We start from the raw sequence: 22,093 nt of genomic DNA, 5'->3' as shown, positions 1-22,093 counted from the left end.
CCCACGCCACATTCAGAAAACCGTCCCTGTCCACGGCGAGCGCGGTCAACAGGTTGTCGTTCTGCTTCGCCATCGCCGGACGCACTCCGGAGGAGGCGGTGGACGGCGACTGCGGCGGCGGGACCGGGGCGCCGCCGGGTGGGATGGCTCGCTGCCCGTTGATGTTGCCCGCCTCGAAGTACCGGCAGACCAGGATCCAGCCGGTTGCGCCGCTGTTCCCCACCGGCACGCCGTCTTTCACCCCGCAGCCGACCTTGGTGGTGAGCGACGCCGGGTTCATCCACACGATCTGCGAGTAGTGTCCCCACGCCTTGTAGTTGGTCCCGTCGGCCGCGCCGCTGTTGACGGGAGCGTTGTTGTCGGCGTCGAACTCGGGCTTCTCGGCCATCCAGCTGAAGGAGACCGAAGGGTCGAACGCAATCAGGGGGCGCGCCGGTCCCGGGGAGGAGTTCAGGAGGTTCTCGCCCTGGTTGCCGTTGGTGGCGCGACTGCTGTGGTGGAGCCCGCCACCCGCGCTTGAGGCGGGATCGTCGGCCCATGCCTGCGCGTCACAGGCGACCTTGGCGTCCCAGACCACCGGGGTCGCGGTGAGACCGGGGTTGTACTTCCGGGCGGCGTCGCGGCGCGCGTCGTTGTGGGCCCGGACGATTGCGGCGGCATCGGCGTCGTTGATCTGCGAGCCCGTACCGGGCGGAAGGTCCGACGACGAGCAGGTCTCGCCCCTGGCGTCGACGGCGCCGACCGCATCGACCGTGCCGGCCACCGGGCCAGGGGCCGGATCTCCCTGCCCGAAGGCGACCGGCGACGCCGGACCCATCATGATCAGACCGGCGAGTGCAGCCGCTGTTGCGAAAGAGTTCGGTTTCATCGGGCACCTCTGGACTCCGCGTGGAGGTCTCCGTCCGCCGGGCGCACGTCACCGCGCTTCCGGCGATGAGACCACCGTCGCCCGTTCGGCGTACCTAGGCCCCCCGACGGGCACCCCGCTGCGCCACTCGGGTGAATTCGGCGCTCGCGCGTGCGCTCGGCCTCCGGGATTCCGCCGGGATGCCCCCGCACCGGATCAGGTGGACCCTCGAGAGGGGCCGCTTGGGCGCACGGCCGCCCGCGGGCGGCCGCCACCTCGTCCAGGACCGCGGGGTACCGCCTTCTTGGCGGAGGCTCGGCGGACCGGACGCGGCCGTCAGTGCAGGCGCCGGTCCGCCTCGCCGATCCGGACATCGTTGATGCTGGCTTCGCGGCGGGACATCAGGCCGTTGCCGTCGAACTCCCACTGCTCGTTGCCGTGGCTGCGCCACCAGCGGGCCGCGGTGTCGTGCCACTCGTACTCGAACCGGACGGAGATCCGGTTGCCCGTGTACGCCCACAGCTCCTTGCGGAGCCGGTAGTCCAGCTCGCGACGCCACTTGTCGGCGAGGAAGGCGCGGATCTCGGCGCGGCCGGTGAGGAAGCGGTCGCGGTTGCGCCAGACGGAGTCCTCCGTGTAGGCGAGGGCGACCCGCTCGGGGTCGCGGCTGTTCCAGGCGTCCTCCGCGGCCTGCACCTTGGCGCGGGCGGACTCCTCGGTGAACGGCGGCAGGGGCGGGCGGGCGGCGTCGGTCACGGCGGTCACCTCTCGGCGGGCGGGGTGGGACGGGGAAGGCCGGCACGGCGGCAGGCAGCGCACAACCAATGGAGAACGGTCGTTCTCACCTGCGGGGCAACGCTAGAGAACGATCGTTCTCACCGCAAGGGGGAGCTGGGTTACGCTGCCGCCATGGACGACGAAGAGGCCCGCACACGGCTGCTCGACGCGGCGGAGGCACGGTTCTACGCCGAAGGCATCCAGGCCGTCGGCATGGACCGCATCCGCGCGGAGTCCGGGGTGCCGCTGAAGCGGCTGTACAAGCTCTTCCCCGCCAAGGAGGCCCTGGTAGCCGGCTACCTGGAGCGGCGCGACCGGCGCTGGACCGGCAGCCTGCGGGAGGCGGTCTCGGCGGCCCCGGCCGACCCGGTGGGCGCCGTCTTCGACTGGCTGGCCGCATGGTTCTCGGAGCCGGGGTTCCGCGGGTGCGCGTTCCTGAACGCGTACGGCGAACTCGGCGCCGGCGGCCCGGCCGCGGTTCTTGAACCCGTACGCCGCCACAAGGCGGAGCTGCGGACGCTGCTCGCGGAAATCCTCCCGCCAGGGCCCGACCGCGGGGAACTCGCCGAGCAGCTGCTGATCCTCGTCGAGGGTGCGACGGCGGTGGCCGCCCTCGCCCCCGGCCCCGCCCCCGCCCGCCGCGCGGCCGCCACCGCCGCGGCCCTGCTGCGAACGGCGGACGGGCGCGCCGGTTAGCCGCCGGTGACGGTGCCGGTGCCGGTACTGCGGGGGAAGGTGATCTCGACCCGGCGGTTCTTCTTGCGGCCCTCCTCCGTGCCGTTGTCCGCGATCGGGTAGTCCTCGCTGTAGCCGCGGACGTCGTAGACCACACCCGGGACGGTGACCGTCTTCGCCAGCTCGGCCTGCACGGCGTCGGCGCGCTGCTTGGACAGGACCTGGCCGTGCTCGTAGCTTCCCTGGTCGTCGGTGAAGCCGAAGACGCGGATGCGGACGGCCTTCTGGGTGTTGATCTCCTGCGCGATGGCCTGTATCCGGGCGGCAGCGGCCGCGTTGAAGACGGCGCTGTTCTCCGGGAAGAGGACCTCCGACTGGAGGGCCATCATGACGGTCTGGTTGGTCTCCTGGCGGCGCTGCTCACCGCCGAGGTCCTCGACGACTTCGGCGATGTCGAGCACCTTGACCGGTGCGAGGGTCCCGCCCTGGGGGATCTTCAGGCCGGGGGCCTTGGAGTCGATGGGGACGGGGGCCGCGGCGGTGGGCTCCGTGCCGGGCGGGACGGACGGCTTGACGTCGTCGGCGGCGGCCGTGCCGACGCCGATGCCGGCGGCTTGGAATCCGGCCATGAGCATGCCGATCACGGCTGCTGATGCGGCGACGCGGTGGCGTTGGGTCATGGGGTCACCCGGAAATCTTGATCGTCGCCGAGGCGAACGTCGGGAGGTTGAACTCGACCTCGGTCGTGGTGGTCGGCGGCGCCGGGAACTGCGCGAAGATCGGTAGCGCCTTGCCCGCGCCGATCGAGTTCACCCCGGTGGTACACAGGCACCTACCTTCGGTGTCCCGCAGCACGTAATACCGCTTCTTGCCTGCCTTGTCGACCAGGGTGGCACCGGCAACCGATTCACCGCTGCCCGTGAGTTCATTGCCGCGCCAAGCGGTCGTGTGGTTGAAGTCCTTCGCTCCAGTGTTCTTGAGGTTACCGCTCACGGTCAGGAAGCCACCCTGGTCGCGCCTCGCCTCGTTGATCTCCAACACCATGCCTTCTTCACCGGCTGCCGTGGCAATGATGGTGGCAGCAGCCGAACCCGACTTGTCGGAGGCAGCATTCTGCGACTGACCTGCCGTGGGTTGCGGGGCGGAGACGCTCTGCGCGCTGGCCGGCTTGCCGTCGTCGCCGCCACCACAGCCAGCCAGCGCGAAGGCCAGGCCTGACACGGCCACAACTGCCGCTCCCGCGCGCACCTTCACCGTGTGCCGCATGCTCATCTACGCCATTCCTTTGTCTGTCGTTGCTGTCAGTCGGCCAGTCGTACGGTGAAGAGCGCTCTCGCCAGTCGCTGCAACGGGCCCGGCTTGGCAGGATCCAGTTGCAGGAGCTTTCCGCGGCACACGAACGCGACACCCGCCGGAGCGGGGGAAGGTGACATGGACGGAGCCGGACTTGAAGACCCCGTAGGAGTCGGAGCCGGGACGGGAGCCGAACGCAGCGAGCAGCGCGGTTCGATCACCGCAGTCGCAGAAGCTCTGGCCTGCATGTCCGAGCTACCCGGGACAACCGAACTGCCGACCGTTCCATTGGTCGTCACCGAGACGGCGAACTCGGGAAGTGCCGCGCGACACTGCGCTGTGGCGTCGTTCAGAGCGGCGAATTCGACGGCCTTGGCACAAGCGCCGCGAGCCTCGATGGACCTACCCTCAACGATCGTTTGCCAGTCGGTTGGCCGCAGGGCGGTCAGGTCCAATCCGATGAAGACGTTGTCCCGCGCCTCGCGGGCAGCAGCCAGTGCAGCAGCATCGGCAGCACCTTGGGCATCGCTTCGCGTGGCACCGGCCATGCCGACAACGAAGAAGGCCAAGGCGGCGAAAAGCAGCGCTGCTATCGCCACGACGTAGATCGGGAAGGCCTGACCGCGATCACTTCGCAGCCAATCGATCACTTGCCTGCCGTTATGGCGGTGATCTGGTCCTTGATCTTGTTGGTAATGGCCTGCCCGATGCCCGTGCCCACGATCGCGCCGATGATGACGACCACCACCAGGATGATCCCCAGGTACTCGAAGGCCGTCTGGCCGCGGTCGCGGGTTCGGGGCGTGGTGTACCGCTTCCGCATCCGCGCCAGGGTGCTCTGCATCATGAGGGGTCCCTCCCGGTCCGGTGGCGCTGTCGGTCTGCGGACCGTACGGCGCGTTACGGGTCGTCACCAAGGGTCCCGGGGCCCAATTGCGGACCCACTGTGCGCGGTGTCTAGCCACGTCCCGTCACCCCCGGTCGGGCGGTGCCCAGCCAGCGGGCTATCGCCTCGCTGCGGGTGGTGCTGTGCAGCTTGGCGAAGATGCGGTTGATGTGGTTCTTCACCGTCTTCTCGCTGATGAAGCACGCGGCCGCGATCTGCTGGTTGCTCATTCCGGACGCGATCAGGTCCATGATCTCCGCCTCCCGCGAACTCAGCCCGAACAGAACAGAGTTGTGCAGCCGCTCAGGAGACTGTGCCACAGTTCGTTGCGGTTGCGAAGAGGCCCGGAGTTCTGCGAGGAGCGCGCCGGCGGCCGTCGGCGTGAAGTGGGCGCGGCCGTCGCGGACGTCGCGGACCGCCCGGACCAGGTCGTCCGCCGTGAATTCGCCGTGCACGAGGTAGCCGCCCGCGCCCAGCAGGAGGGTCTCCCGGATGATTTCGGCCTCCCGGCTGTACGTCAGCATCAGGACCGGCGCCAGCCGCACCAGGTGCGGGAGGGCCGAGATGCCGTCGACGCCGGGCATGCGGACGTCGAGCAGGACGACGTCCGGGGCGTGGCGGCGGGTCAGGCTGAGGGCTTCGCGGCCGTCGGCGGCCTCGGCGGCGATCTCGAAGCCGCCCGCGGCGCCGAGGAGGGCGGCGAGGCCGGCGCGGACGACGGGGTTGCCGTCGGCGATGAGGACGCTGAGCGCTGCCATCAGCCGCCTCCGAGCATCGCGCCGAAGTCGACGTCGGCCCCGTACACGAACCCGCACACGAGCAGGATCAGCGTTCCCGGCAGCATGAACATGGTGACCGCGAAGGTGGCCTTGGGGACGGCGCGGGCGGCGCGGCGGCGGGCGTTCTGCGCGTCGGTGCGGCGCATGTCCTCGGCGATGGCGATCAGGGTGTCCACGATCGGGGAGCCGAGTTCCTCGCCCTGCTGGAGGGCGGTGACGAACTGGGCGACCTGTTCGGAGTCGTTGCGCCGGCGCAGTTCGTCGAAGGCCTGGCGGCGGCTGACGCCCATGTCCATCTGCTGGAGGGTGATGCGGATCTCGTCCGACCAGGGGCCTTCGTACTTGTCCGCGACGCGTTCCAGGGCCTGCCGGAAGCCGAGGCCGGCGCTGACGACGACGGCGAGGACGTCGAGGAAGTCGGGCAGGGTCCGCTCGATGTGGTCGCGGCGCATCCGCATCGCCGACCACAGTCCGGCCTCGATCCAGAACAGGCCGAAGGCGACCATCAGCAGCGCCGGGACGAGCTGCCCGTTCAGCAGCATCGCGAACGCGCCGAAGGCGCCGAGGAAGCCGTAGACGGCGCGGCGGGCCGCGTAGCGGTCGATGGTGAGGCCGGCCGGGTTGCCCGCCATGTCGATCTGGCGGCGTTTGCGGGCCACCCGGGCGGGCCCCATCAGGCGCAGCACGAGCGGCGCCCAGCGGATGCCGAGCCGGTCGACGGCCGAGCCGACGGCGGTGGTGCGGGTGGCGCCGACCTCCAGGGCGAGCGCCAGGTCGGACGGGAGTTTCGTCTCGGCCCGGTAGAGCCGGATGCCGTGGAAGATCCCGAGGACGGAGGCTCCGAGGGCCACGGCCAGCAGCAAGGCGGTCACGTCGGCTCGCTCCCCCTCACACGTCGATCTTCGAAAGGCGGCGGATCAGCACGAACCCGAGGGTGAACAGGCCGAGCGCGACGAGTACGGCGCTCTGTCCGAGGAACGCCCCGGTCATCCGGTCGAGTGCGCCAGGCATCATCAGGTTCACCAGCAGCAGCGAGCCGAGGCCGATCGCGGGGACCAGGTAGGCGGTGACGGTGACCTGGGAGAGCTGGGTGCGGATCTCGCGCCGCGTCTCCTTGCGCTGCTCCAGGGTGACCGTCAGGTTCCGCAGGGAGCCGACGAGCGCGCCGCCGGCCCGGGCCGAGAGGACCAGGGTGGAGACGAGGACGACGAGCTCGCGGGAGGGGAGCCGTTCGGCGATCTCGCCGAGGGACTCCTCGATGGAGTGGCCGACGGCGAGCCGGTCGGCGACGCGGGCGAGCTCCTCACCGGCGGGCGCTTCGAGCTCTTCGGCGGCCATGGCGATGGCGGTGCGCAGGGCGAGTCCGGCCTGGGTGGCGTTGGCGAGGATGCGGGCGAGTTCGGGGAGCTGGTTGATGAACCGCTCGGTGCGCCGGGCGCGCTGCCAGTCGAGGAAGGCGCCCGCCGCCCACAGGCCGACGAGGCCTGCGACGGGGCCGAAGAACGGGGCGAGGAAGCTCGCCGCGAGGAGCCAGATCCCGGCGACGGACATCAGCACGTAGACGAGGAACTCGCCGGGGGTGAGGTCGAGGCCGGTGACGGCCAGCTTGCGCTCGATGCGCCGGCCGAGGGCCGTCCCGCGCAGCCGGCGGTCGACGCCGGGGAAGCGGCGGCGGCGTCCGGCCGGCTCGGGGGCGCCGTCGGAGGCGAGGCGGGCGATGAGGGCGGCGCGCTGGGCCCGGCCGGCGAGGTAGACGTGCGCGCCCGCGATGACGAGGACGCAGGCCAGCAGGGTGGCGCCGAGGGTGAGGGCGATGAGTGGGTTCACAGGGCTGTCCGGGTGGCGAGCTGGTCGTCCGACGTGGCGACGCCGAAGGCCTGCGGGATCGGCTGGTTGTTCATGTAGAGGCGGTCCGCGACGCGGCGCGGCAGGGGGTGGTACTCGAACCAGCCGTGGACGCGGCCGTCGGCGCCCATCGGCTGGGCCGCGAAGCGGCAGACGGTGGTGATGCGGAAGGGTTCGCGGCCGTGCGAGTCGAGGACGGCGATCTCGGTGACGCGGCGCGAGCCGTCACCGAAGCGGGTGAGCTGGACGACGATGTCGACGGCGCTGTTGATCTGGTCCTGGAGGGCTTCGAAGGGCACGTCGACCTCGGACATGGAGGCGAGGGTCTGCAGGCGCATGAGGGCGTCCTCGGCGCTGTTGGCGTGGACGGTGGCGAGGGAGCCGTCGTGGCCGGTGGACATGGCCTGGAGCATGTCGAGGGTCTCGCCGCCGCGGACCTCGCCGACGATGATGCGGTCGGGGCGCATGCGCAGGGAGTTGCGTACGAGGTCGCGGATGGTGATCTGGCCCTTGCCCTCGACGTTCGGGGGCCGGGACTCCAGGCGGATGACGTGCGCCTGCTGGAGCTGCAGCTCGGCGGAGTCCTCGATGGTGATGATCCGCTCGCCCTCCGGGATGAGGCCGGAGAGGGCGTTGAGGAGGGTGGTCTTGCCGGTGCCGGTCGCCCCGGAGACGATCACGTTCATCTTCGACTGGACCAGCCCGGCGAGCAGCAGCAGCATCTGCTCGTCGAGGGAGCCGAGGGCGATCATCTCGTGCAGGGTGAAGGCCCGCGGGAAGCGGCGGATCGTCAGCGTCGCCCCGGTGAGGGAGAGCGGCGGGATGATGACGTTGACGCGCTCCCCGCTGGGGAGGCGGGCGTCGACCATCGGGTTGGCCTCGTCCACGCGCCGGTTGACGGTGGAGACGATGCGCTCGATGGTCTGCATGAGCTGCTCGTGCGAGGCGAAGCGGAGCGGGAGCTGCTCGACCCGGCCGGCGCGCTCCACGAAGATCTGGTCGGGGCCGTTGACCATGATCTCGGAGATGGACGGGTCCTCCAGGAGCGGTTCGAGGACGCCGAGGCCGAGGGCCTCGTCCACGACGCGCCGGATGAGCTGGGCCCGTTCGGCGGTGGAGAGGACGGGCCCCTCGCGACTGATGATGTGGCCGAGGACGCGCTCCAGGCGGCCCCGCCGCTCGGCGGGGGCGAGGGCGGACATCTCGGCGAGGTCGATCTCCTCCAGCAGTTTGGCGCGGTAGGAGGAGACGAGCAGGCCGTCCTCGCGGGGGCCGTGCCGGTCGTCGGGCGTGGCGACCCGGGCGCGCAGGCTCATGGTCCGACCTCCGGGTCGTCGTCGGGCATCACGGCCGTCGCCCGGGCGGGGTCGAGGGACAGGCCGGGGACGAGGGACTTGATCGTGATGGTCACGGTGGCGGTCACGGCGTCGCCGTCGCCGGCGACGTCGACGCGCGGGGCGAGCCCGGACCGGACGGCGGCCGCCCCGGCGGCGGCCCCGGTGCCGCGCTCGCGGGCCTCGGCGCGGGCGGCGGTCCGCGCCGCGGTGTCGGCCTGCTCGTGGACGTACGCCACCCAGCCGAGCTGGATCGCGCACAGCGCGACGAACAGCAGGATCGGGATGAACCCGATGTACTCCAGGGCCACCTGCCCGCGGTCGCAGCGGCGGGTGCCGGGGCGGCGGGGGCGGAGCGGGAGCCCGGGCCCGGGTCGGCATCGGGGTCGGGGTCGGGGTCGGGGTCGGGGCATCTAGTCCTCCTCCTCCCGCACCGCGCCGGCCTCGCCGGTGATCCCCCCGAAGCCCAGCGACGGGTGGAGCACCGGGATTTCCAGCCGGACGGTGGCCTTGTAGAGGCGGCCTTCCGCACGGCACTCGGCGGTCATGCCCCAAGCGCTGCCGATGTGCTCGCCGGCGGCGGCCTCGCAGGCCCCGCCGCCCTTGACGGCGCCGGCGCGGGCCGCCTCGTCGGCTGCGTTCCCCGCGAGGGAGAAGGCGTACCCGATGAGGACGCACTCCCAGACCGCCGCGACGAGCAGCAGGATCAGCGGGACCATCCCGGCGAACTCGACGGCGACCTGCCCGCGGTCGCCGGCCGCGGCGCGGATGCGGCCGGGACCGCGGCCGGGACCGGGGCTGCGGCCCGCGGGCGGTCGGCGGGCGGCCACCGGTCAGCCCTCCCGGCCGCGGCGCGGCCGGGGCCCGAGGGAGCCGCGGTCGCCGCCGCCGCGGCGCAGCCGGGCGACGGGCCCGGCCGCGCGCACGGCGAGGGCGGCCCCGGAGGACCGGCCGCCGCCGGCGGTGTCCCGGCCGGGAAGCGCGGCCTGTGCCCCCGCGGCTCCGGCCGGGTCGGCGGGGGCGGCGAGCAGGCCGAGTTCGCCGGCGACGGTCCACAGGGCCTGTTTCACGGCGGAGCGGTTGTCGAGGTCCTGGAGGCGGCCCGCGTCCACGACGGGCTGGAGCTCCTTGAAGGCCGCGGGCACGGGGGTCTTCACCACCCGGGCCTTGGTGATCTTCCCGATGAGGGCGGGCTGGATCTCGGTGTGCTTGCTCCAGCGGTTGACGACCATGACCGTGTCCTCGGCCTTGCGGACCTGGAGCCGCTCCCACATGCGGACCATGCGCTTGGCGGCGCGTACGGAGATGACGTCCGGGGTGGTGACGAGCGCGGCGGTGTCGGCCATTTCGACGACGGCCGCGTTGGCGCCGGTCACCTGGGTGCCGCAGTCGACGACGACGAGTTCGTAGCGGCCTCGCAGGGCGGTGACGACGTGCCGGGCGGCCCGGTCGTCGAGCTCCTCGCCGCGTTCGCCCTCGGCGGGCGCGAGGAGCAGGGCGAGGCCGGTCCGGTCGTCGTAGACGGCGTCCTGGAGGACGCGCGGGGAGATGTCGTGGATGCCCGCGAGGTCGGCGATGGAGCGGCGGAACTGCACGTCGAGGTACGAGCCGACGTCGCCGGCCTGGAGGTCCATGTCGACGAGGACGGTGCGCCGCCCGGCGGCGGCCGCTGCGAGCGCGAACTGGACCGCGGTGAGGGTGGTGCCGACGCCGCCCTTGGCTCCGGCGACGGTGACGACGCGCCCGCCCGGTCCGCCCGGGGCGTCGGCGGGGCGGCCCAGGTGGCGGCGTACGCCCGCGGACCACTGGGCGGCGGCCTGGACGCGGGCGGCGAGCTCCTCGTACGAGGGCGGGAGCCCGATCAGGCCGCGCGCGCCGGAGTCCATGGCGGCGGAGAACAGGGCCGGCCCGGTGTCGGAGGAGAGCAGGACGACGCCGACGGCGGGGAAGCGGAGGGCGACTTCGCGGATGAGGTCGAGGGCGGGGACCGGCCCGATCCGCTCGTGGACGAGGACGACCTCGGGCAGCTCGTCGACGGATCCGGCGGCCAGCCGGGCCAGGGTGTCGAGGAGGGCGCCGGAGTCGGGGAGCGGCGCGGCCGGCTCGGCGTCCGGGAGCTGGCCGAGGAGGGCGGAGAGGGCGCGCGCGGCGTCGGCGTCGCCGGCGGCGGGGAGGATTCGGGTGGTCATCCGGGCCTCACTTGTCCCCGTCGAGGGTGTACGTGCGGTCGCCCGCGCCGGGCGCGGAGTCGGTGCCGGGCGCCACGAGGGCCAGGCGTACGTGCTCCGCGAAGGACTCGGCGTACGCGACGCGCTGGGTGTCCTTGGTGTTCAGCGCGAAGGTGATGGGGACGGCTTCGGCGGGGCCCCGGCGGTCGGCGTCCTTGTCGAGGGGGGTGAGCTTGCCGACGTTCAGGACGCGGGCGTTGGCCACGATGATCACGGAGCGGGAGGGGTCGCCCTCCTTGGCGCCCTTGAAGGTGGCGATGATGTTGACCTTGGCACCGGAGTAGATCTTGCCGGCGACGCCGGTCGCCGCGTCGATCATGATGGCGATCTCCTGCTCCCCCGGTTGCAGCTGGGGTTTGTCGACGAACATGTCGGTCTGGAGCAGCGAGCCCTTCCTGAGGGTGGTCAGGGCGATCTTGTCCTTGAGGGCGCCGAGGTCGTCGACGGCGGTCTCGGACAGCCAGCGGCGCGGGATGCTGACCTCTTCGAACTGGGCGGCGCTCAGGGGGCTGTAGGGCGCGATGTCGGCCTTGGCGCGGTAGGCGGTGACTTCGGCGCCGACCTTGGAGTTGACGTCGCCGATCACGACGAGGACCCCGCCGAACGCCGCCAGGGCGCACAGGACCGACAGGAGCAGCAGGATGACGCCGCGGCGCTGGCGTGAGTTCATGTGCCGTACTACCTCGCCGTTCTTCGTTCGTTCGGGCCGGTCGGTCGGGGGCGGTGGGGCGGTGTGTCGGTGGGGCGGTGCCGGTGGGGCGGTGGTTCCCCGGGCGGCGGCCGGCGGGGCGGCCGGCCGCTCAGCGTGCGGTGCCGGCGGTGCGGGCGCTCGTACGGGCGCCCGGGCGGGCGGCGGCCTCCGCGGCGGGCGGCGGCGGTGCGTGGAGCGGGGCGGCGCAGAAGCCGCAGCGGTCGCCGATGAGCTCCAGGCCGCACCAGCGGCACTCCTCGCGGCGCACCGAGGCGACGAGTTGGTAGAGGACGGACGGGTCGGGGATGCCGGCGGCGAACTCGACGAGCTTCGGCGTGCCCCACCAGGCGGGCGAGTCGGCCGGGAGCGGGTTCTCCATGACGCCCTGGACCTGCCAGGCGGGGGCGAGTGCGGCGGTCACCCAGTCGGAGGCGAGCCGGCCGCGGGCGAAGGTCAGCTGGGTGGCGTAGGACGGTCCGGTCGGCATGCCCTCGGGAAGGGCGGCCGCCGCGGACGGGGCCTTGCGGGACCGGCCGCGGCCGCCCGCGCCGTGCGCCCCGCGGCCCCCCGGCCCGGCGGCGGCCTGGCCGAGGCGGGCCAGGTGGGGTACGGGGTGGGCGAGGACGGCGAACTGGGCGCCGGGGGACCAGGAGCGGGCGTGCGCCTTCAGGCTGACGTCGACCCGGTCGAGCCCGGCGACGGATCCGAGGACGGCTCCGGCGTGGACGTAGTGGGAGAGAAGGCGGGCGGCCGCGGCGACGACGCCGGGGCTGAAGTCGCAGACGCTGAGCTGGCGCAGCTGGCGGACCAGCAGGGCGGTGCCCAGCGGGGGCAGGTCGACCTCGAGGAGCGCGATCCGGTCGGTTTCGAGGATGGCGCGGACGGTGCGCAGCCGGCGGACGGTCGCGGGCGGCAGCCAGGGCGGTACGACGGCCAGGACGTGGCTGTGCCGCTCCAGCAGGGAGGCGGTCTCGGCGAGGGCGTCTTCGAGGCCGATGCGGTCGGGCGGGGTGAGGACGGCGGCCGGCGGGGTGTGCCGGTCCGGGGCCGGCAGCACCAGATCGGCGCTGGTGACGGCAATGGCGACCGGCATGCGCATCCCCCTGTTCACCCCGTGCACCGCGCCTCCCCCGGATCCCGCCGGGCGGTGCCCCCGAACGGCCCCCGACGGCCGCGGCGGCCACTTCGACCTGCGCGACCGCAAACGGCCGACCTGCTTTCCCCCGTGCCACAGCACCATATCCGCGTCACCCCTGGCGGGGCAGGGCCTTGGGAATTCCCGTACTGCGCAGTCAGGTCGCAGGTGGCGGAAAACCCGGACAACCGGGATCGGACGGCCGATCAGTTCAAGCCACATTGCAAAGACCATTGACAGCGGGATTGGTCTGGACCAAGTTGAAGTCCGGCCCCCCACGCCGCTCCACGGCCTCCCGTGCCACCCCTTTCGCATCCCTGTTCACCTCCCCTACTCCCCCCACGGAGTCCTCGTGAACCGCATCCGCGCACTCGCCCTGCTGGGCGCCGCGACCCTCACCGCCGGCGGCTTGACCGCCGTGACCGCCGGCACCGCCCAGGCCGCGGACGTCAACGTCGCCCGCAACGGCGGCTTCGAGTCCGGCCTCGCGCACTGGAACTGCAGCCCCGGCAGCGGCGCCGCCGCCTCCGGCCCCGCCCACACCGGAGCCGCCGCACTGCGGGCCGCGCCGTCGGGGCTCGACAACGCCCGGTGCAGCCAGACCGTCACGGTCAAGCCGAACTCGACGTACACGATCGCCGCGCAGGTCCAGGGCTCGTACGTGTACCTCGGCGCCTCCGGCACCGGCACGCAGGACGTGTCGGCCTGGACCCCCGGGTCCGGCGGCGGCTGGCAGCGCCTGTCCACCACCTTCACCACCGGCCCGAGCACCACGCAGGTCACCGTGTACGCGCACGGCTGGTACGGCCAGGCGGGCTACGCCGTCGACGAGTTCAGCGTGGTCGGCCCCGACGGCGGCGGCCCGACCGACCCCGGCCCGTCGCTGCCGGGCGCCCCGGCGGGGGCCGCCGTCTCCGGCCAGGGCGCGAACTCCCTCACCCTGTCGTGGGACGCGGTCGGCGGGGCCGCCGGCTACCACGTCTACCAGGACGGCGTCCGCGTGCGGACGGTCTCCGGGCCGCCCGCGCAGATCACCGGGCTCGCCGCCTCGACCTCGTACTCCTTCCGGGTGAGCGCGTACAACGCAGCCGGAGAGGGCCCGCAGTCGGCGCCGGTGACCGGCACGACGACCGGAGGCGACCCGGGCACGCCCGGACCGCCGGTGCCGCGGCACGCCCTGACGGGCTACTGGCAGAACTTCGACAACGGCGCGACCGTCCAGCGGCTCTCCGACGTGTCGCCGCAGTACGACATCATCGCCGTCTCCTTCGCCGACGCCACGGCGACGCCCGGCGCGATCGCCTTCAACCTCGACAGCGCGGGCCTGGGCGGCTACACCGTCGACCGGTTCAAGGCCGACATCGCCGCGAAGAAGGCGGCCGGCAAGTCGGTGATCCTCTCCATCGGCGGTGAGAAGGGCACCATCACGGTCAACGACGCGGCGTCCGCCTCGAACCTGGCGAACTCCGCGTACGCCCTGATGCAGGAGTACGGCTTCAACGGGATCGACATCGACCTGGAGAACGGCCTCAACCCGACCTACATGACCCAGGCGATGCGCGCCCTGTCGGCGAAGGCCGGGCCCTCGCTCGTCATCACGATGGCCCCGCAGACCATCGACATGCAGTCCACCTCGGGCGCCTACTTCCGGACGGCGCTGAACATCAAGGACATCCTCACCGTCGTCAACATGCAGTACTACAACAGCGGCTCGATGAACGGCTGCGACGGCAAGGTGTACTCCCAGGGCTCGGTCGACTTCCTCACCGCGCTGGCCTGCATCCAGCTGGAGGGCGGCCTCGACCCCTCGCAGGTGGGCATCGGCGTGCCGGCCTCCCCGAGCGGCGCGGGCAGCGGCTACGTCTCCCCGACGGTCGTCAACAACGCCCTCGACTGCCTCACCCGGGGCACCAACTGCGGGTCCTTCAAGCCGTCGAAGACCTACCCGGGGCTGCGCGGGGCGATGACCTGGTCGACGAACTGGGACGCCAAGGCGGGCAACGCCTGGTCCAACGCGGTGGGTCCGAAGGTTCACGGCCTGCCGTAGGCGGTACGAGTGGGGGTGGCTTCGAAGGAATCTGGCCGATTTCCGGTTCTTGACCTGGATATGCCACAAGAGCACGCTGTGCCCGTCCGCACGGCTACCCCCACCTCCCCACCCAGGAGAACGCATGCGGCTCCACACACGACGCAGGGCCGCCGTCACGGCGGCCCTGCTCGCCCTCGCGCTGGGCGCGCCCGCCTACGGCATGAGCGCGACGGCGGCCCCGCCGCCCAGCCCCTCCACCGCCACCCTCGACGAGGCCGTCGCCCAGTACGAGATCAAGGGCCCGGCGACTCCGGCCGAGCGAACCGCCCTGCTCCGTACGGGTGTCTCCATCGACGAGGTCGACGCCCGCTCGGTCGTCGTCAGCGCCGACCCGCTCCAGGCCAAGGCCCTGCGCCGCCTCGGCTACGAGCTCACCCCCCTCGGCGGCCCGCCCGACCGCTCCGAGCGCGGCGTCCAGGCGGGCCCGGCGGACTTCCCGTCCGCGGACTCCCGGTACCACAACTACGCCGAGATGAGCGCCGAGATCGACCAGCGCATCGCCCAGTACCCCGCCATCATGAGCAAGCGGGTGATCGGCAAGTCGTACCAGGGACGCGACATCGTCGCCATCAAGATCAGCGATAACGTCGCCGCCGACGAGAACGAGCCCGAGGTCCTCTTCACGCACCACCAGCACGCCCGCGAGCACCTCACCGTCGAGATGGCGCTCTACCTGCTCAAGGAGTTCGGCTCCACCTACGGGACCGACGCCCGCGTCACCCGCATGGTCGACAGCCGCGAGATCTGGATCGTCCCGGACCTCAACCCCGACGGCGGCGAGTACGACATCGCCACCGGCTCCTACCGCTCCTGGCGCAAGAACCGCCAGCCGAACTCCGGCTCCTCCTCCGTCGGCACCGACGAGAACCGCAACTGGAACTACAAGTGGGGCTGCTGCGGCGGCTCCAGCGGCAGCAAGGGCTCCGACACCTACCGCGGCTCGGCGCCCGAGTCGGCGCCCGAGGTGAAGGTCGTCTCCGACTTCGTCCGCAGCCGCGTCGTCGGCGGCAAGCAGCAGATCAAGGCCGCGATCGACTTCCACACCTACAGCGAGCTCGTGCTGTGGCCGTACGGGTGGACGTACAACGACACCGCCCCCGGCCTGACCGCGGACGACCTCGCCGTCTTCAAGACCGTCGGCACCCGCATGGCGAACAGCAACGGCTACACGCCCGAGCAGTCCAGCGACCTCTACATCACGGACGGCACGATCGACGACTGGCTGTGGGGCGACCAGAAGATCTTCGGCTACACCTTCGAGATGTACCCGTCCGGCTTCGGCGGCGGCGGCTTCTACCCGCCCGACGAGGTGATCGACCGCGAGACCTCCCGCAACCGCGACGCCGTCCTGCAACTCCTGGAGAACGCCGACTGCATGTACCGCTCCATCGGCAAGGAAGCGCAGTACTGCACCGCCTAGCACGGCAGCCCGCGCGGGCGGGGCACCCCCTCGCCGGGGCGCCCCGCCCGCGCCCGGCCCCGCCTGCGCCGCGCCGGGAACCGCCCGGCGTTGCCCCGCCGTCCTCGGGGAGGTAAGACAGCACCGAACAGCAGCCGCCCCGGCCTCCCGCACCACGCGGCGGCCGGCGCGGCGCGAGGAGGAATCCGCATGGCCAGCGCCGAGGCAGCCGGGCAGCAGCCGCACCCGGACCCCGCGACGGACGGGAAGCCGGCCCGCACGACGGTCCGGGAAGCGGTGCGGGAACTCGACCGCGAACGCGTCGACCACCGCTTCAAGGGCCTCCCGCCGGACGCCGCGGACGCCGGGCTCACCGTCGGCGAGCTGGCCGCCCAGCACCGCGACCTGCACACCGGCGGCTTCACCACCCCCGTCCTCACCCTCGACGGCGAGGCCCTGGACCACAACCTGGCCGCGCTCGCCGCGTTCTGCGACCGCCACGGCCTGGAGTTCGCCCCTCACGGCAAGACCTGCATGGCCCCCCGCCTCTTCGAGCGGCAGCTGAAGCAGGGCGCCTGGGGCATCACCGTCGCCATGCCGCACCAGGCCCGCGTCTGCCGCGCCTTCGGCATCCGCCGGATCTTCCTCGCCAACGAGCTCGTCGACGCCCCCGCCCTGCACTGGGTCGCCGCGGAGCTCGCCGCCGACCCCGAGTTCGAGTTCGTCGCGTACGTCGACTCCGTCCGCGGGGTCGCCCTCATGGACGCCGCCCTCGCCGGCCGCACCACCCGCCCCGTCGACGTCGTCGTCGAGCTCGGCGCCGGCGCCGAGGGCCGCACCGGCGTGCGCACCGCGGCCGAGTGCATGGACGTCGCCCGCGCCGTGGCCGCCGCCCCGACCCTGCGGCTGGCGGGCGTCGCCGGCTACGAGGCCACCATGCCCGGCGCCGACGCCGACAGCGTCCGGGAGTGGCTGCGCAGCCTCACCGCCCTCGCCGCCGACTTCGACGCCGCCGGGCTGTTCAAGGGCACCGGCCTGGAGCGGATCGTCGTCAGCGCCGGCGGCAGCGAGTGGTTCGACGCGGTCGCCGAGGTCTTCGCCGCCATCCCCGAGCTCTCCCTGCCCGTGCAGCGGCTGCTGCGCTCCGGCGCCTACGTCTCGCACGACCACGGCTGGTACTCCGGCCTCACCCCCTTCAACCGGCACCCCGAGGAGGGCGGGCTGCTGCCGGCCTTCCGGCTGTGGACCCAGGTCGTCTCCCGGCCCACGCCCGGCCAGGCCTTCGTCAACGCCGGCAAGCGCGACATCGCCTACGACCTCGGCCTGCCCGAGGTGCTCGCCGTACGCGGCGCCGACGGCACCGAGCGGCCCGGCACCGGGATCACCGTCACGAAGCTGTCCGACCAGCACGCCTGGCTGGAGACGGCGCCCGGCACCGCACTGGAGGTCGGCGACCGCGTCGCGCTCGGCATGGCGCACCCCTGCACGATCTTCGAGAAGTGGCCGCTGATCCCGGTGACCGGACCCGACGGCACCGTCACCGAACTGGTCCGCACCTTCTTCTGAAACGGCGCATCCACCGCACCCGATCCGCTCACCCGGGGGGCAGGGCATGGACCTGGTGTTCCGCGGGGCCCGCGTCGTCGACGGCACGGGCGGGCCCTCGTACACGGCCGACGTCGCCGTGCACGGGGGCCGGATCGCCGGGATCGGGCGGATCCGGTCCGGCGGCCGGCTGACCGTCGACGCCGCCGGGCTGGCCCTCGCCCCCGGCTTCACCGACATGCACGCCCACAGCGACCTGGCGCTGCTGACCGACCCCGACCACAGCGCCAAGGCCGCCCAGGGCGTCACCCTGGAGGTCCTCGGCCAGGACGGCCTCTCCTACGCGCCCGCCGACGACCGCACCCTCGCCGAGGTACGGGCGGCGATCACCGGCTGGAACGGGCCCGGCGAGGACGCCGACTTCACGTGGCGCACCGTCGGCGGCTACCTGGACCGCCTCGACCGCACGGGCATCGCCGTCAACGCCGCCTACCTCGTCCCGCAGGGCACCGTGCGCGCGTACGCCGTCGGCTGGGAGGACCGGCCCGCCGCGCCCGCCGAGCTCGACCGGATGCGCGCCCTGGTCGCCGAGGGCCTCGCGCAGGGCGCGGTCGGCATGTCCTCCGGCCTCACCTACGCGCCCGGCATGTACGCGACCGCGGCCGAACTGGCCGCACTGTGCCGGGTCGTGGCCGCGTACGGCGGCTACTGGTGCCCGCACCACCGCTCGTACGGGCGGGGCGCGCTCGGCGCGTACGCGGAGGTCGTCGCCCTGGCCCGGGAGGCGGGCTGCGCCCTGCACCTGGCACACGCCACCATGAACTTCCCGGAGAACGCGGGCCGGGCGCCGGAGCTGCTGGCGCTGCTGGACGCCGAGCTGGCCCGCGGCGCCGACATCACCCTCGACAGCTACCCGTACACGCCGGGCTGCACCACGCTCGCCGCGCTCCTGCCGGGCTGGGCGTCGGCGGGCGGTCCGAGGGCGCTCCTGGCGCGGCTGGCCGACGACGCCGACGCGGAGCGGATCCGGCACACGATGGAGGCCGACGGCTCGGACGGCTGCCACGGCGTGCCGGTGGACTGGTCGGCGGTGGAGGTGTCGGGGACGGCGGACCCGGCGAACGGCGCGTGGACGGGCCGGCGGCTGCGCTGCTGGGAGGAGGCGCGGCGGCTGCTGCTGGCCGACCGGCTGGGGCCGACCGTCCTGCAGCACGTGGGGCACGAGGACAACGTACGGGCGGTCATGCGGCACCGCTTCCACACCGGCGGCTCCGACGGCATCCTGCGCGGCGCGAAGCCGCACCCGCGGGCGTACGGCACCTTCCCGCACTACCTGGGCCGGTACGTGCGCGAGCTGGGCGTGCTGACGCTGGAGGAGTGCGTGGCGCACCTCGCGGGCCGGCCGGCGGCCCGGCTGCGGCTGCCGGACCGGGGGCTGGTGCGGGTCGGGTACCGGGCCGACCTGGTGCTGTTCGACCCGGGGACGGTCGCCGCCGGGGCGTCGTACGAGGACCCGCGGGCGCTGCCGGCCGGGATCCCGCACGTCCTGGTCGACGGGCGGTTCGTGATGCGGGAGGGCCGGCGCACCGGAGTCCTGGCGGGGCGGGCGGTGCGCCGCACCCCGTTCCGCGGGCGCTGACGCGCCGTACGCTGGGGCGCATGATCGCTTTCGCGCCCGCGGCCGTCCTGCTGCTGCTGTTCCTGGTGAGCGTGCGGGCGGACCGCCGGCGGTTCCGCAACGCCGTCCTGCTGGGCCTGACCCTCATATGGACCTCGATCGGGGTGCTGTTCCTGATCCCGTCGCTGCCGCCGCTGCTCAGGGTCGTGGCGGTGGCGCTGATCCTGCTGGTGCCGGCGCTGGGCACGCTCGTGCTCGCCGGCTTCCTCGTCGGCAACGGCATCACGATGCTCCGGCGGGAGGGCCGCAGCCCCGCCAACCTGCTGTCGCTGGCGGCCGGGACGGGGATCTTCGGGCTGATCGGGCTCGTCGCGTACGTCGCCGACCGGGGCTCGCCCGCCATGGACGCGGCGGTCGGCGGGCTGGTGCTGCTCGTCGCGTACGTGTCGTTCCTGTTCGTCTGCTTCCTCGCGTACGCCTTCCTGTACGGGCGCACCCCGGTCCGCGGCGACGTCGACTTCGTGGTGGTCCTCGGCTCCGGCCTGCTCGGCGGCGAGCGGGTGCCGCCGCTGCTGGCCTCCCGCCTGGAGAAGGGCCTGCGGCTCCAGGCCGCGCAGGCGGCGCGCGGCGGGCGGGTGCCGCTGCTGCTGGCGTCGGGCGGGAAGGGCGAGGACGAGAAGCTGTCCGAGGCGCGGGCGATGGCGGACTGGCTGCTGGCGCAGGGCGCGGCGCCCGATCTCGTACGCCTGGAGGACCGCTCCCGGACGACGGACGAGAACCTCGCCTTCAGCCGGGAGGTGATGGAGGCGGAGGCCGGGCCGGACTACCGGTGCGTCGTCGTCACCAACAACTTCCACGCCTTCCGCGCCGCGATGACGGCGCGGAAGGCGGGCGTGAACGGGCAGGTGGTGGGCTCGCCGACGGCCCGCTACTTCTGGCCGAGCGCCACCATCCGCGAGTTCGTCGCCGTCTTCTGGGAGCACCGGCTGGTCAACCTGGTGGTCTGCGGGGCGGTCGCCGCGGCGACGGCGGTGGCGGCGGCGCTGGCGGGGTAGCGGGCGGGGCGGAACGGGTCGGAGAAGGGCACGGGGCGGGTGCACCGCGGCTCCCCCCTTGGCAGCCGCGGGTCACCCGCCCCGTCCTCACGCGGGGAGGCGTGTCAGAGGCGCTGCCACAGCGCGGGGACGTTCGGCGGCTCCCAGCCCGCCTGGGCCTGGTGGGCCTGCAGGCAGCGGTAGCTCGCGCCGCCGTACGTGACGGTCGCGCCCGCCGCGTAGACGGTGCCGGACTTCCAGGTGCCGCCCGGCTCGGGCTCGCCGGGGCCCGGGCCGGGGCCCGGGTCGCCGCCGGTGGTCCTCAGGGTCAGCCCGTACGCGGACAGGATCGGGTTCAGCGGCTGGAAGAAGGTGGTGCCGCCGCTGGAGCAGTTGCCGGAGCCGCCCGAGGTCACGCCCTGCGCCTGGCTGCCGGAGATGTACGAGCCGCCGGAGTCGCCGGGCTCGGCGCACACCGTCGTGCGGGTCACGCCGGAGATGGTGCCCTCGGGGTAGGTGACGCTGGTGTTGTGCTGCTGGATGGTGCCGCAGTGCCAGCCGGTCGTGGAGCCCGAGCGGCAGACCGACGCTCCGACGGGCTGCAGGACCGAGCCGGTGACCTGCACGTTCGCGCCGCCACTGCCCTTGACGTACGGGGTGGCCGTCCAGTTCGTGTTCGCGGCGACCCAGGCCATGTCGCTGCCGGGGAACACCGACGCCTGGAAGGAGCCCTGGGCGACCCGGTTGAAGCCGGTCGTCGTCGTCCCTGCCCGGCCGCAGTGCCCGGCGGTGGCGAAGCCGTGGGTGGTGCCGCGGGTCACCGGGAAGCCGACGGAGCAGCGGCCGCTTCCGTTCATGTAGTACGCGTCGCCGCCGCGCAGGTCGTACAGCGGGCGCGGGGCCTGCGCGGTCGGCACCACGGTGACGAGGGAGGCGTCGGTGCCGGTCGCGGCGAGCAGGCGGGCCGCGGCGCCGGGCTCGGCCTCCTCGACGACGAGCGTGTTGGTGCGGGGGTCGACGTAGCGCACCGGGGTCCCGGCGGTGGCGGCCCGGTCGAGGGCGGTCTTCGCGGCGTCGAGGGAGGCGAGGGAGCGGGCGACGACGACCGGCCGGGCGCCGGCGGCGCGTATCGCGGCCGCGTCGGAGGAGCGGGTCGTGGCGACGGACAGGGCGGCCGTGTCCGAGCCGTCGACCCAGGCGCCGGCGAAGGCGGGGCCGAGGCGGCTCTGCAGGCGGGCGGCGGCCGCCCCGGCCTCGGCTTCGTGCGCGAGGCGGGTCCGGGCCCGGTCCGGGCTCAGCCCGAGGTCGCGCTGCATGGCGGCCAGCAGCTCGGGCTGCGCGTCGGCGGTGCGCAGGGTCTCGGCGGCGGACGGGGCCGGGGCGGTCCGGGCCGCCGGCTCGGCGGCGGCCGTCCCGACGGCCGCGGCGAGCAGCAGGCCGGCCGCGGCCAGGGCGGTACACGCCGATCGGGCGTGTCGCTTGGGCATGGGGGGTCCCTTCGGTTTTCGGCGGGGATGCGGAAACCGTAGGGACCCCAACGGGGCGTTGCGTACTGCCGGTTGGCCCCTCCCCCGGTGTTATGCCCGGCGGGGCGGGAGCAGGGTTCGGGCGGGCGCCTGGCGCCGACGTGCGTTCTTGGAGTTGCGGCCGGAGGATGGGGGCACCAGGCAGGTACTCCTAGGAGGCAACCGATGGGAACAGAATCGGACCAGCAGCGTGAGTCCGTGACCCCTTCGTCGAAGCTGTTCACGGGCGGGGAGCGGGCGTACGACCCCGAGGACCTCGTCATGGCGACGGGCGCCGACCCGACTCCGGAGCGGGTCGAGAAGGCCCGGAAGCTGATCGAGAAGGAAGGCCCGAGGGTCATCGAACGCTACCTCCCGTAGCTGGTGCGTCCCCGGCCCCGCCCCCGAGGGGG

General features: G+C 73.3%; 23 protein-coding genes. 7 read left to right on the top strand and 16 right to left on the bottom strand.

The annotated features are described in order from the left end of the window. Both IE170_RS05925 and IE170_RS05920 read right to left on the bottom strand, forming a co-directional pair. On the bottom strand, positions 1 to 868 hold an 868-nt coding region (locus tag IE170_RS05925; RefSeq protein ID WP_189808201.1), incomplete at its 3' end, for a CAP domain-containing protein. Positions 869 to 1,183: 315 nt separating this feature from the next. Further along, complete coding sequence (locus IE170_RS05920) at positions 1,184 to 1,603, bottom strand: nuclear transport factor 2 family protein (RefSeq protein WP_189808200.1); 420 nt, start codon at positions 1,601 to 1,603, stop codon at positions 1,184 to 1,186. Positions 1,604 to 1,756: 153 nt separating this feature from the next. Between IE170_RS05920 and IE170_RS05915 the strand changes: the two genes are divergently transcribed. Continuing rightward, positions 1,757 to 2,320: a TetR/AcrR family transcriptional regulator gene (locus IE170_RS05915; protein WP_189808199.1), complete on the top strand. Its 564-nt coding sequence runs from the start codon at positions 1,757 to 1,759 to the stop codon at positions 2,318 to 2,320. Here IE170_RS05915 and IE170_RS05910 read toward each other — a convergent pair. From IE170_RS05910 to IE170_RS05850, 13 genes are all read right to left on the bottom strand, one after another. Then, the gene (locus IE170_RS05910) at positions 2,317 to 2,979 is read right to left on the bottom strand and encodes an OmpA family protein (RefSeq protein WP_189808198.1); all 663 of its coding nucleotides are present in this window, start codon (positions 2,977 to 2,979) and stop codon (positions 2,317 to 2,319) included. The two genes, IE170_RS05915 and IE170_RS05910, sit on opposite strands and share 4 nt — an antisense overlap. A 4-nt stretch (positions 2,980 to 2,983) precedes the next feature. Continuing rightward, positions 2,984 to 3,571 carry a hypothetical protein gene (locus IE170_RS05905; RefSeq protein WP_189808197.1) on the bottom strand — a complete coding sequence of 196 codons (588 nt, stop codon included), beginning with the start codon at positions 3,569 to 3,571 and terminating at the stop codon, positions 2,984 to 2,986. Positions 3,572 to 3,600: 29 nt separating this feature from the next. Beyond that, positions 3,601 to 4,242 carry a pilus assembly protein TadG-related protein gene (locus IE170_RS05900; protein WP_189808196.1) on the bottom strand — a complete coding sequence of 214 codons (642 nt, stop codon included), beginning with the start codon at positions 4,240 to 4,242 and terminating at the stop codon, positions 3,601 to 3,603. Next, positions 4,239 to 4,439: a hypothetical protein gene (locus tag IE170_RS05895; RefSeq protein ID WP_189808195.1), complete on the bottom strand. Its 201-nt coding sequence runs from the start codon at positions 4,437 to 4,439 to the stop codon at positions 4,239 to 4,241. Before IE170_RS05895 ends, IE170_RS05900 begins: the two co-directional genes overlap by 4 nt. Positions 4,440 to 4,549: 110 nt before the next feature. Continuing rightward, entirely contained in the window at positions 4,550 to 5,236 is a 687-nt protein-coding gene (locus IE170_RS05890; RefSeq protein WP_189808194.1) for a response regulator, read from the bottom strand. After that, positions 5,236 to 6,129 (bottom strand): DUF5936 domain-containing protein, encoded by an 894-nt coding sequence (locus IE170_RS05885; protein ID WP_189808193.1) that lies wholly within the window; start codon positions 6,127 to 6,129, stop codon positions 5,236 to 5,238. Before IE170_RS05885 ends, IE170_RS05890 begins: the two co-directional genes overlap by 1 nt. A 16-nt stretch (positions 6,130 to 6,145) precedes the next feature. Beyond that, a complete protein-coding gene (locus IE170_RS05880) occupies positions 6,146 to 7,084 on the bottom strand; it encodes a type II secretion system F family protein (protein ID WP_189808192.1) in 939 nt (312 codons plus the stop codon). Then, a complete protein-coding gene (locus tag IE170_RS05875; RefSeq protein ID WP_189808191.1) occupies positions 7,081 to 8,418 on the bottom strand; it encodes a TadA family conjugal transfer-associated ATPase in 1,338 nt (445 codons plus the stop codon). The genes IE170_RS05880 and IE170_RS05875 overlap by 4 nt, the downstream gene beginning before the upstream one ends. Beyond that, positions 8,415 to 8,747, bottom strand: a complete 333-nt coding sequence (locus tag IE170_RS05870) for a TadE/TadG family type IV pilus assembly protein (RefSeq protein ID WP_229884606.1) — start codon at positions 8,745 to 8,747, stop codon at positions 8,415 to 8,417. Before IE170_RS05870 ends, IE170_RS05875 begins: the two co-directional genes overlap by 4 nt. Positions 8,748 to 8,849: 102 nt before the next feature. Beyond that, positions 8,850 to 9,266 carry a TadE/TadG family type IV pilus assembly protein gene (locus tag IE170_RS05865; protein WP_229884605.1) on the bottom strand — a complete coding sequence of 139 codons (417 nt, stop codon included), beginning with the start codon at positions 9,264 to 9,266 and terminating at the stop codon, positions 8,850 to 8,852. 3 nt (positions 9,267 to 9,269) lie between these two features. Beyond that, positions 9,270 to 10,625, bottom strand: a complete 1,356-nt coding sequence (locus tag IE170_RS05860; protein ID WP_189808189.1) for a CpaE/TadZ family protein — start codon at positions 10,623 to 10,625, stop codon at positions 9,270 to 9,272. 7 nt (positions 10,626 to 10,632) lie between these two features. Further along, positions 10,633 to 11,334 (bottom strand): Flp pilus assembly protein CpaB, encoded by a 702-nt coding sequence (cpaB, locus tag IE170_RS05855; protein WP_189808188.1) that lies wholly within the window; start codon positions 11,332 to 11,334, stop codon positions 10,633 to 10,635. A gap of 130 nt (positions 11,335 to 11,464) precedes the next feature. Next, a complete protein-coding gene (locus IE170_RS05850) occupies positions 11,465 to 12,448 on the bottom strand; it encodes a hypothetical protein (RefSeq protein WP_189808187.1) in 984 nt (327 codons plus the stop codon). Between the two features lie 394 nt (positions 12,449 to 12,842). Here IE170_RS05850 and IE170_RS05845 point away from each other — a divergent pair, with 394 nt between their 5' ends. From IE170_RS05845 to IE170_RS05825, 5 genes are all read left to right on the top strand, one after another. Further along, positions 12,843 to 14,537, top strand: a complete 1,695-nt coding sequence (locus IE170_RS05845) for a chitinase (RefSeq protein ID WP_189808185.1) — start codon at positions 12,843 to 12,845, stop codon at positions 14,535 to 14,537. 124 nt (positions 14,538 to 14,661) lie between these two features. After that, positions 14,662 to 15,999, top strand: coding sequence for a M14 family metallopeptidase (locus IE170_RS05840; RefSeq protein ID WP_189808184.1), 1,338 nt, complete (start codon positions 14,662 to 14,664; stop codon positions 15,997 to 15,999). Between the two features lie 189 nt (positions 16,000 to 16,188). Then, the gene (locus IE170_RS05835) at positions 16,189 to 17,544 is read left to right on the top strand and encodes an alanine racemase (RefSeq protein ID WP_189808182.1); all 1,356 of its coding nucleotides are present in this window, start codon (positions 16,189 to 16,191) and stop codon (positions 17,542 to 17,544) included. 46 nt (positions 17,545 to 17,590) lie between these two features. Further along, entirely contained in the window at positions 17,591 to 19,162 is a 1,572-nt protein-coding gene (locus IE170_RS05830) for an N-acyl-D-amino-acid deacylase family protein (RefSeq protein WP_189808181.1), read from the top strand. A gap of 20 nt (positions 19,163 to 19,182) precedes the next feature. After that, positions 19,183 to 20,196, top strand: coding sequence for a YdcF family protein (locus IE170_RS05825; protein WP_189808180.1), 1,014 nt, complete (start codon positions 19,183 to 19,185; stop codon positions 20,194 to 20,196). A 104-nt stretch (positions 20,197 to 20,300) separates the two neighbouring features. Here the strand turns inward: IE170_RS05825 and IE170_RS05820 are convergent, their stop codons facing one another. Further along, the gene (locus IE170_RS05820; protein WP_189808179.1) at positions 20,301 to 21,662 is read right to left on the bottom strand and encodes a carbohydrate-binding protein; all 1,362 of its coding nucleotides are present in this window, start codon (positions 21,660 to 21,662) and stop codon (positions 20,301 to 20,303) included. A 204-nt stretch (positions 21,663 to 21,866) separates the two neighbouring features. On the opposite strand from IE170_RS05820, the gene IE170_RS05815 reads away from it, so the two are divergent. Further along, on the top strand, positions 21,867 to 22,061 hold the full coding sequence (locus tag IE170_RS05815) for a hypothetical protein (protein WP_114053920.1): 195 nt from the start codon (positions 21,867 to 21,869) through the stop codon (positions 22,059 to 22,061). Positions 22,062 to 22,093: the final 32 nt, after the last annotated feature.

The sequence above is a fragment of the Streptomyces toxytricini genome (assembly GCF_014649915.1).
Lineage (GTDB): Bacteria > Actinomycetota > Actinomycetes > Streptomycetales > Streptomycetaceae > Streptomyces > Streptomyces toxytricini.
The sequence above is the reverse complement of the archived record's forward strand: the minus strand, read 5'-3'. Positions and strand labels throughout refer to the sequence as shown.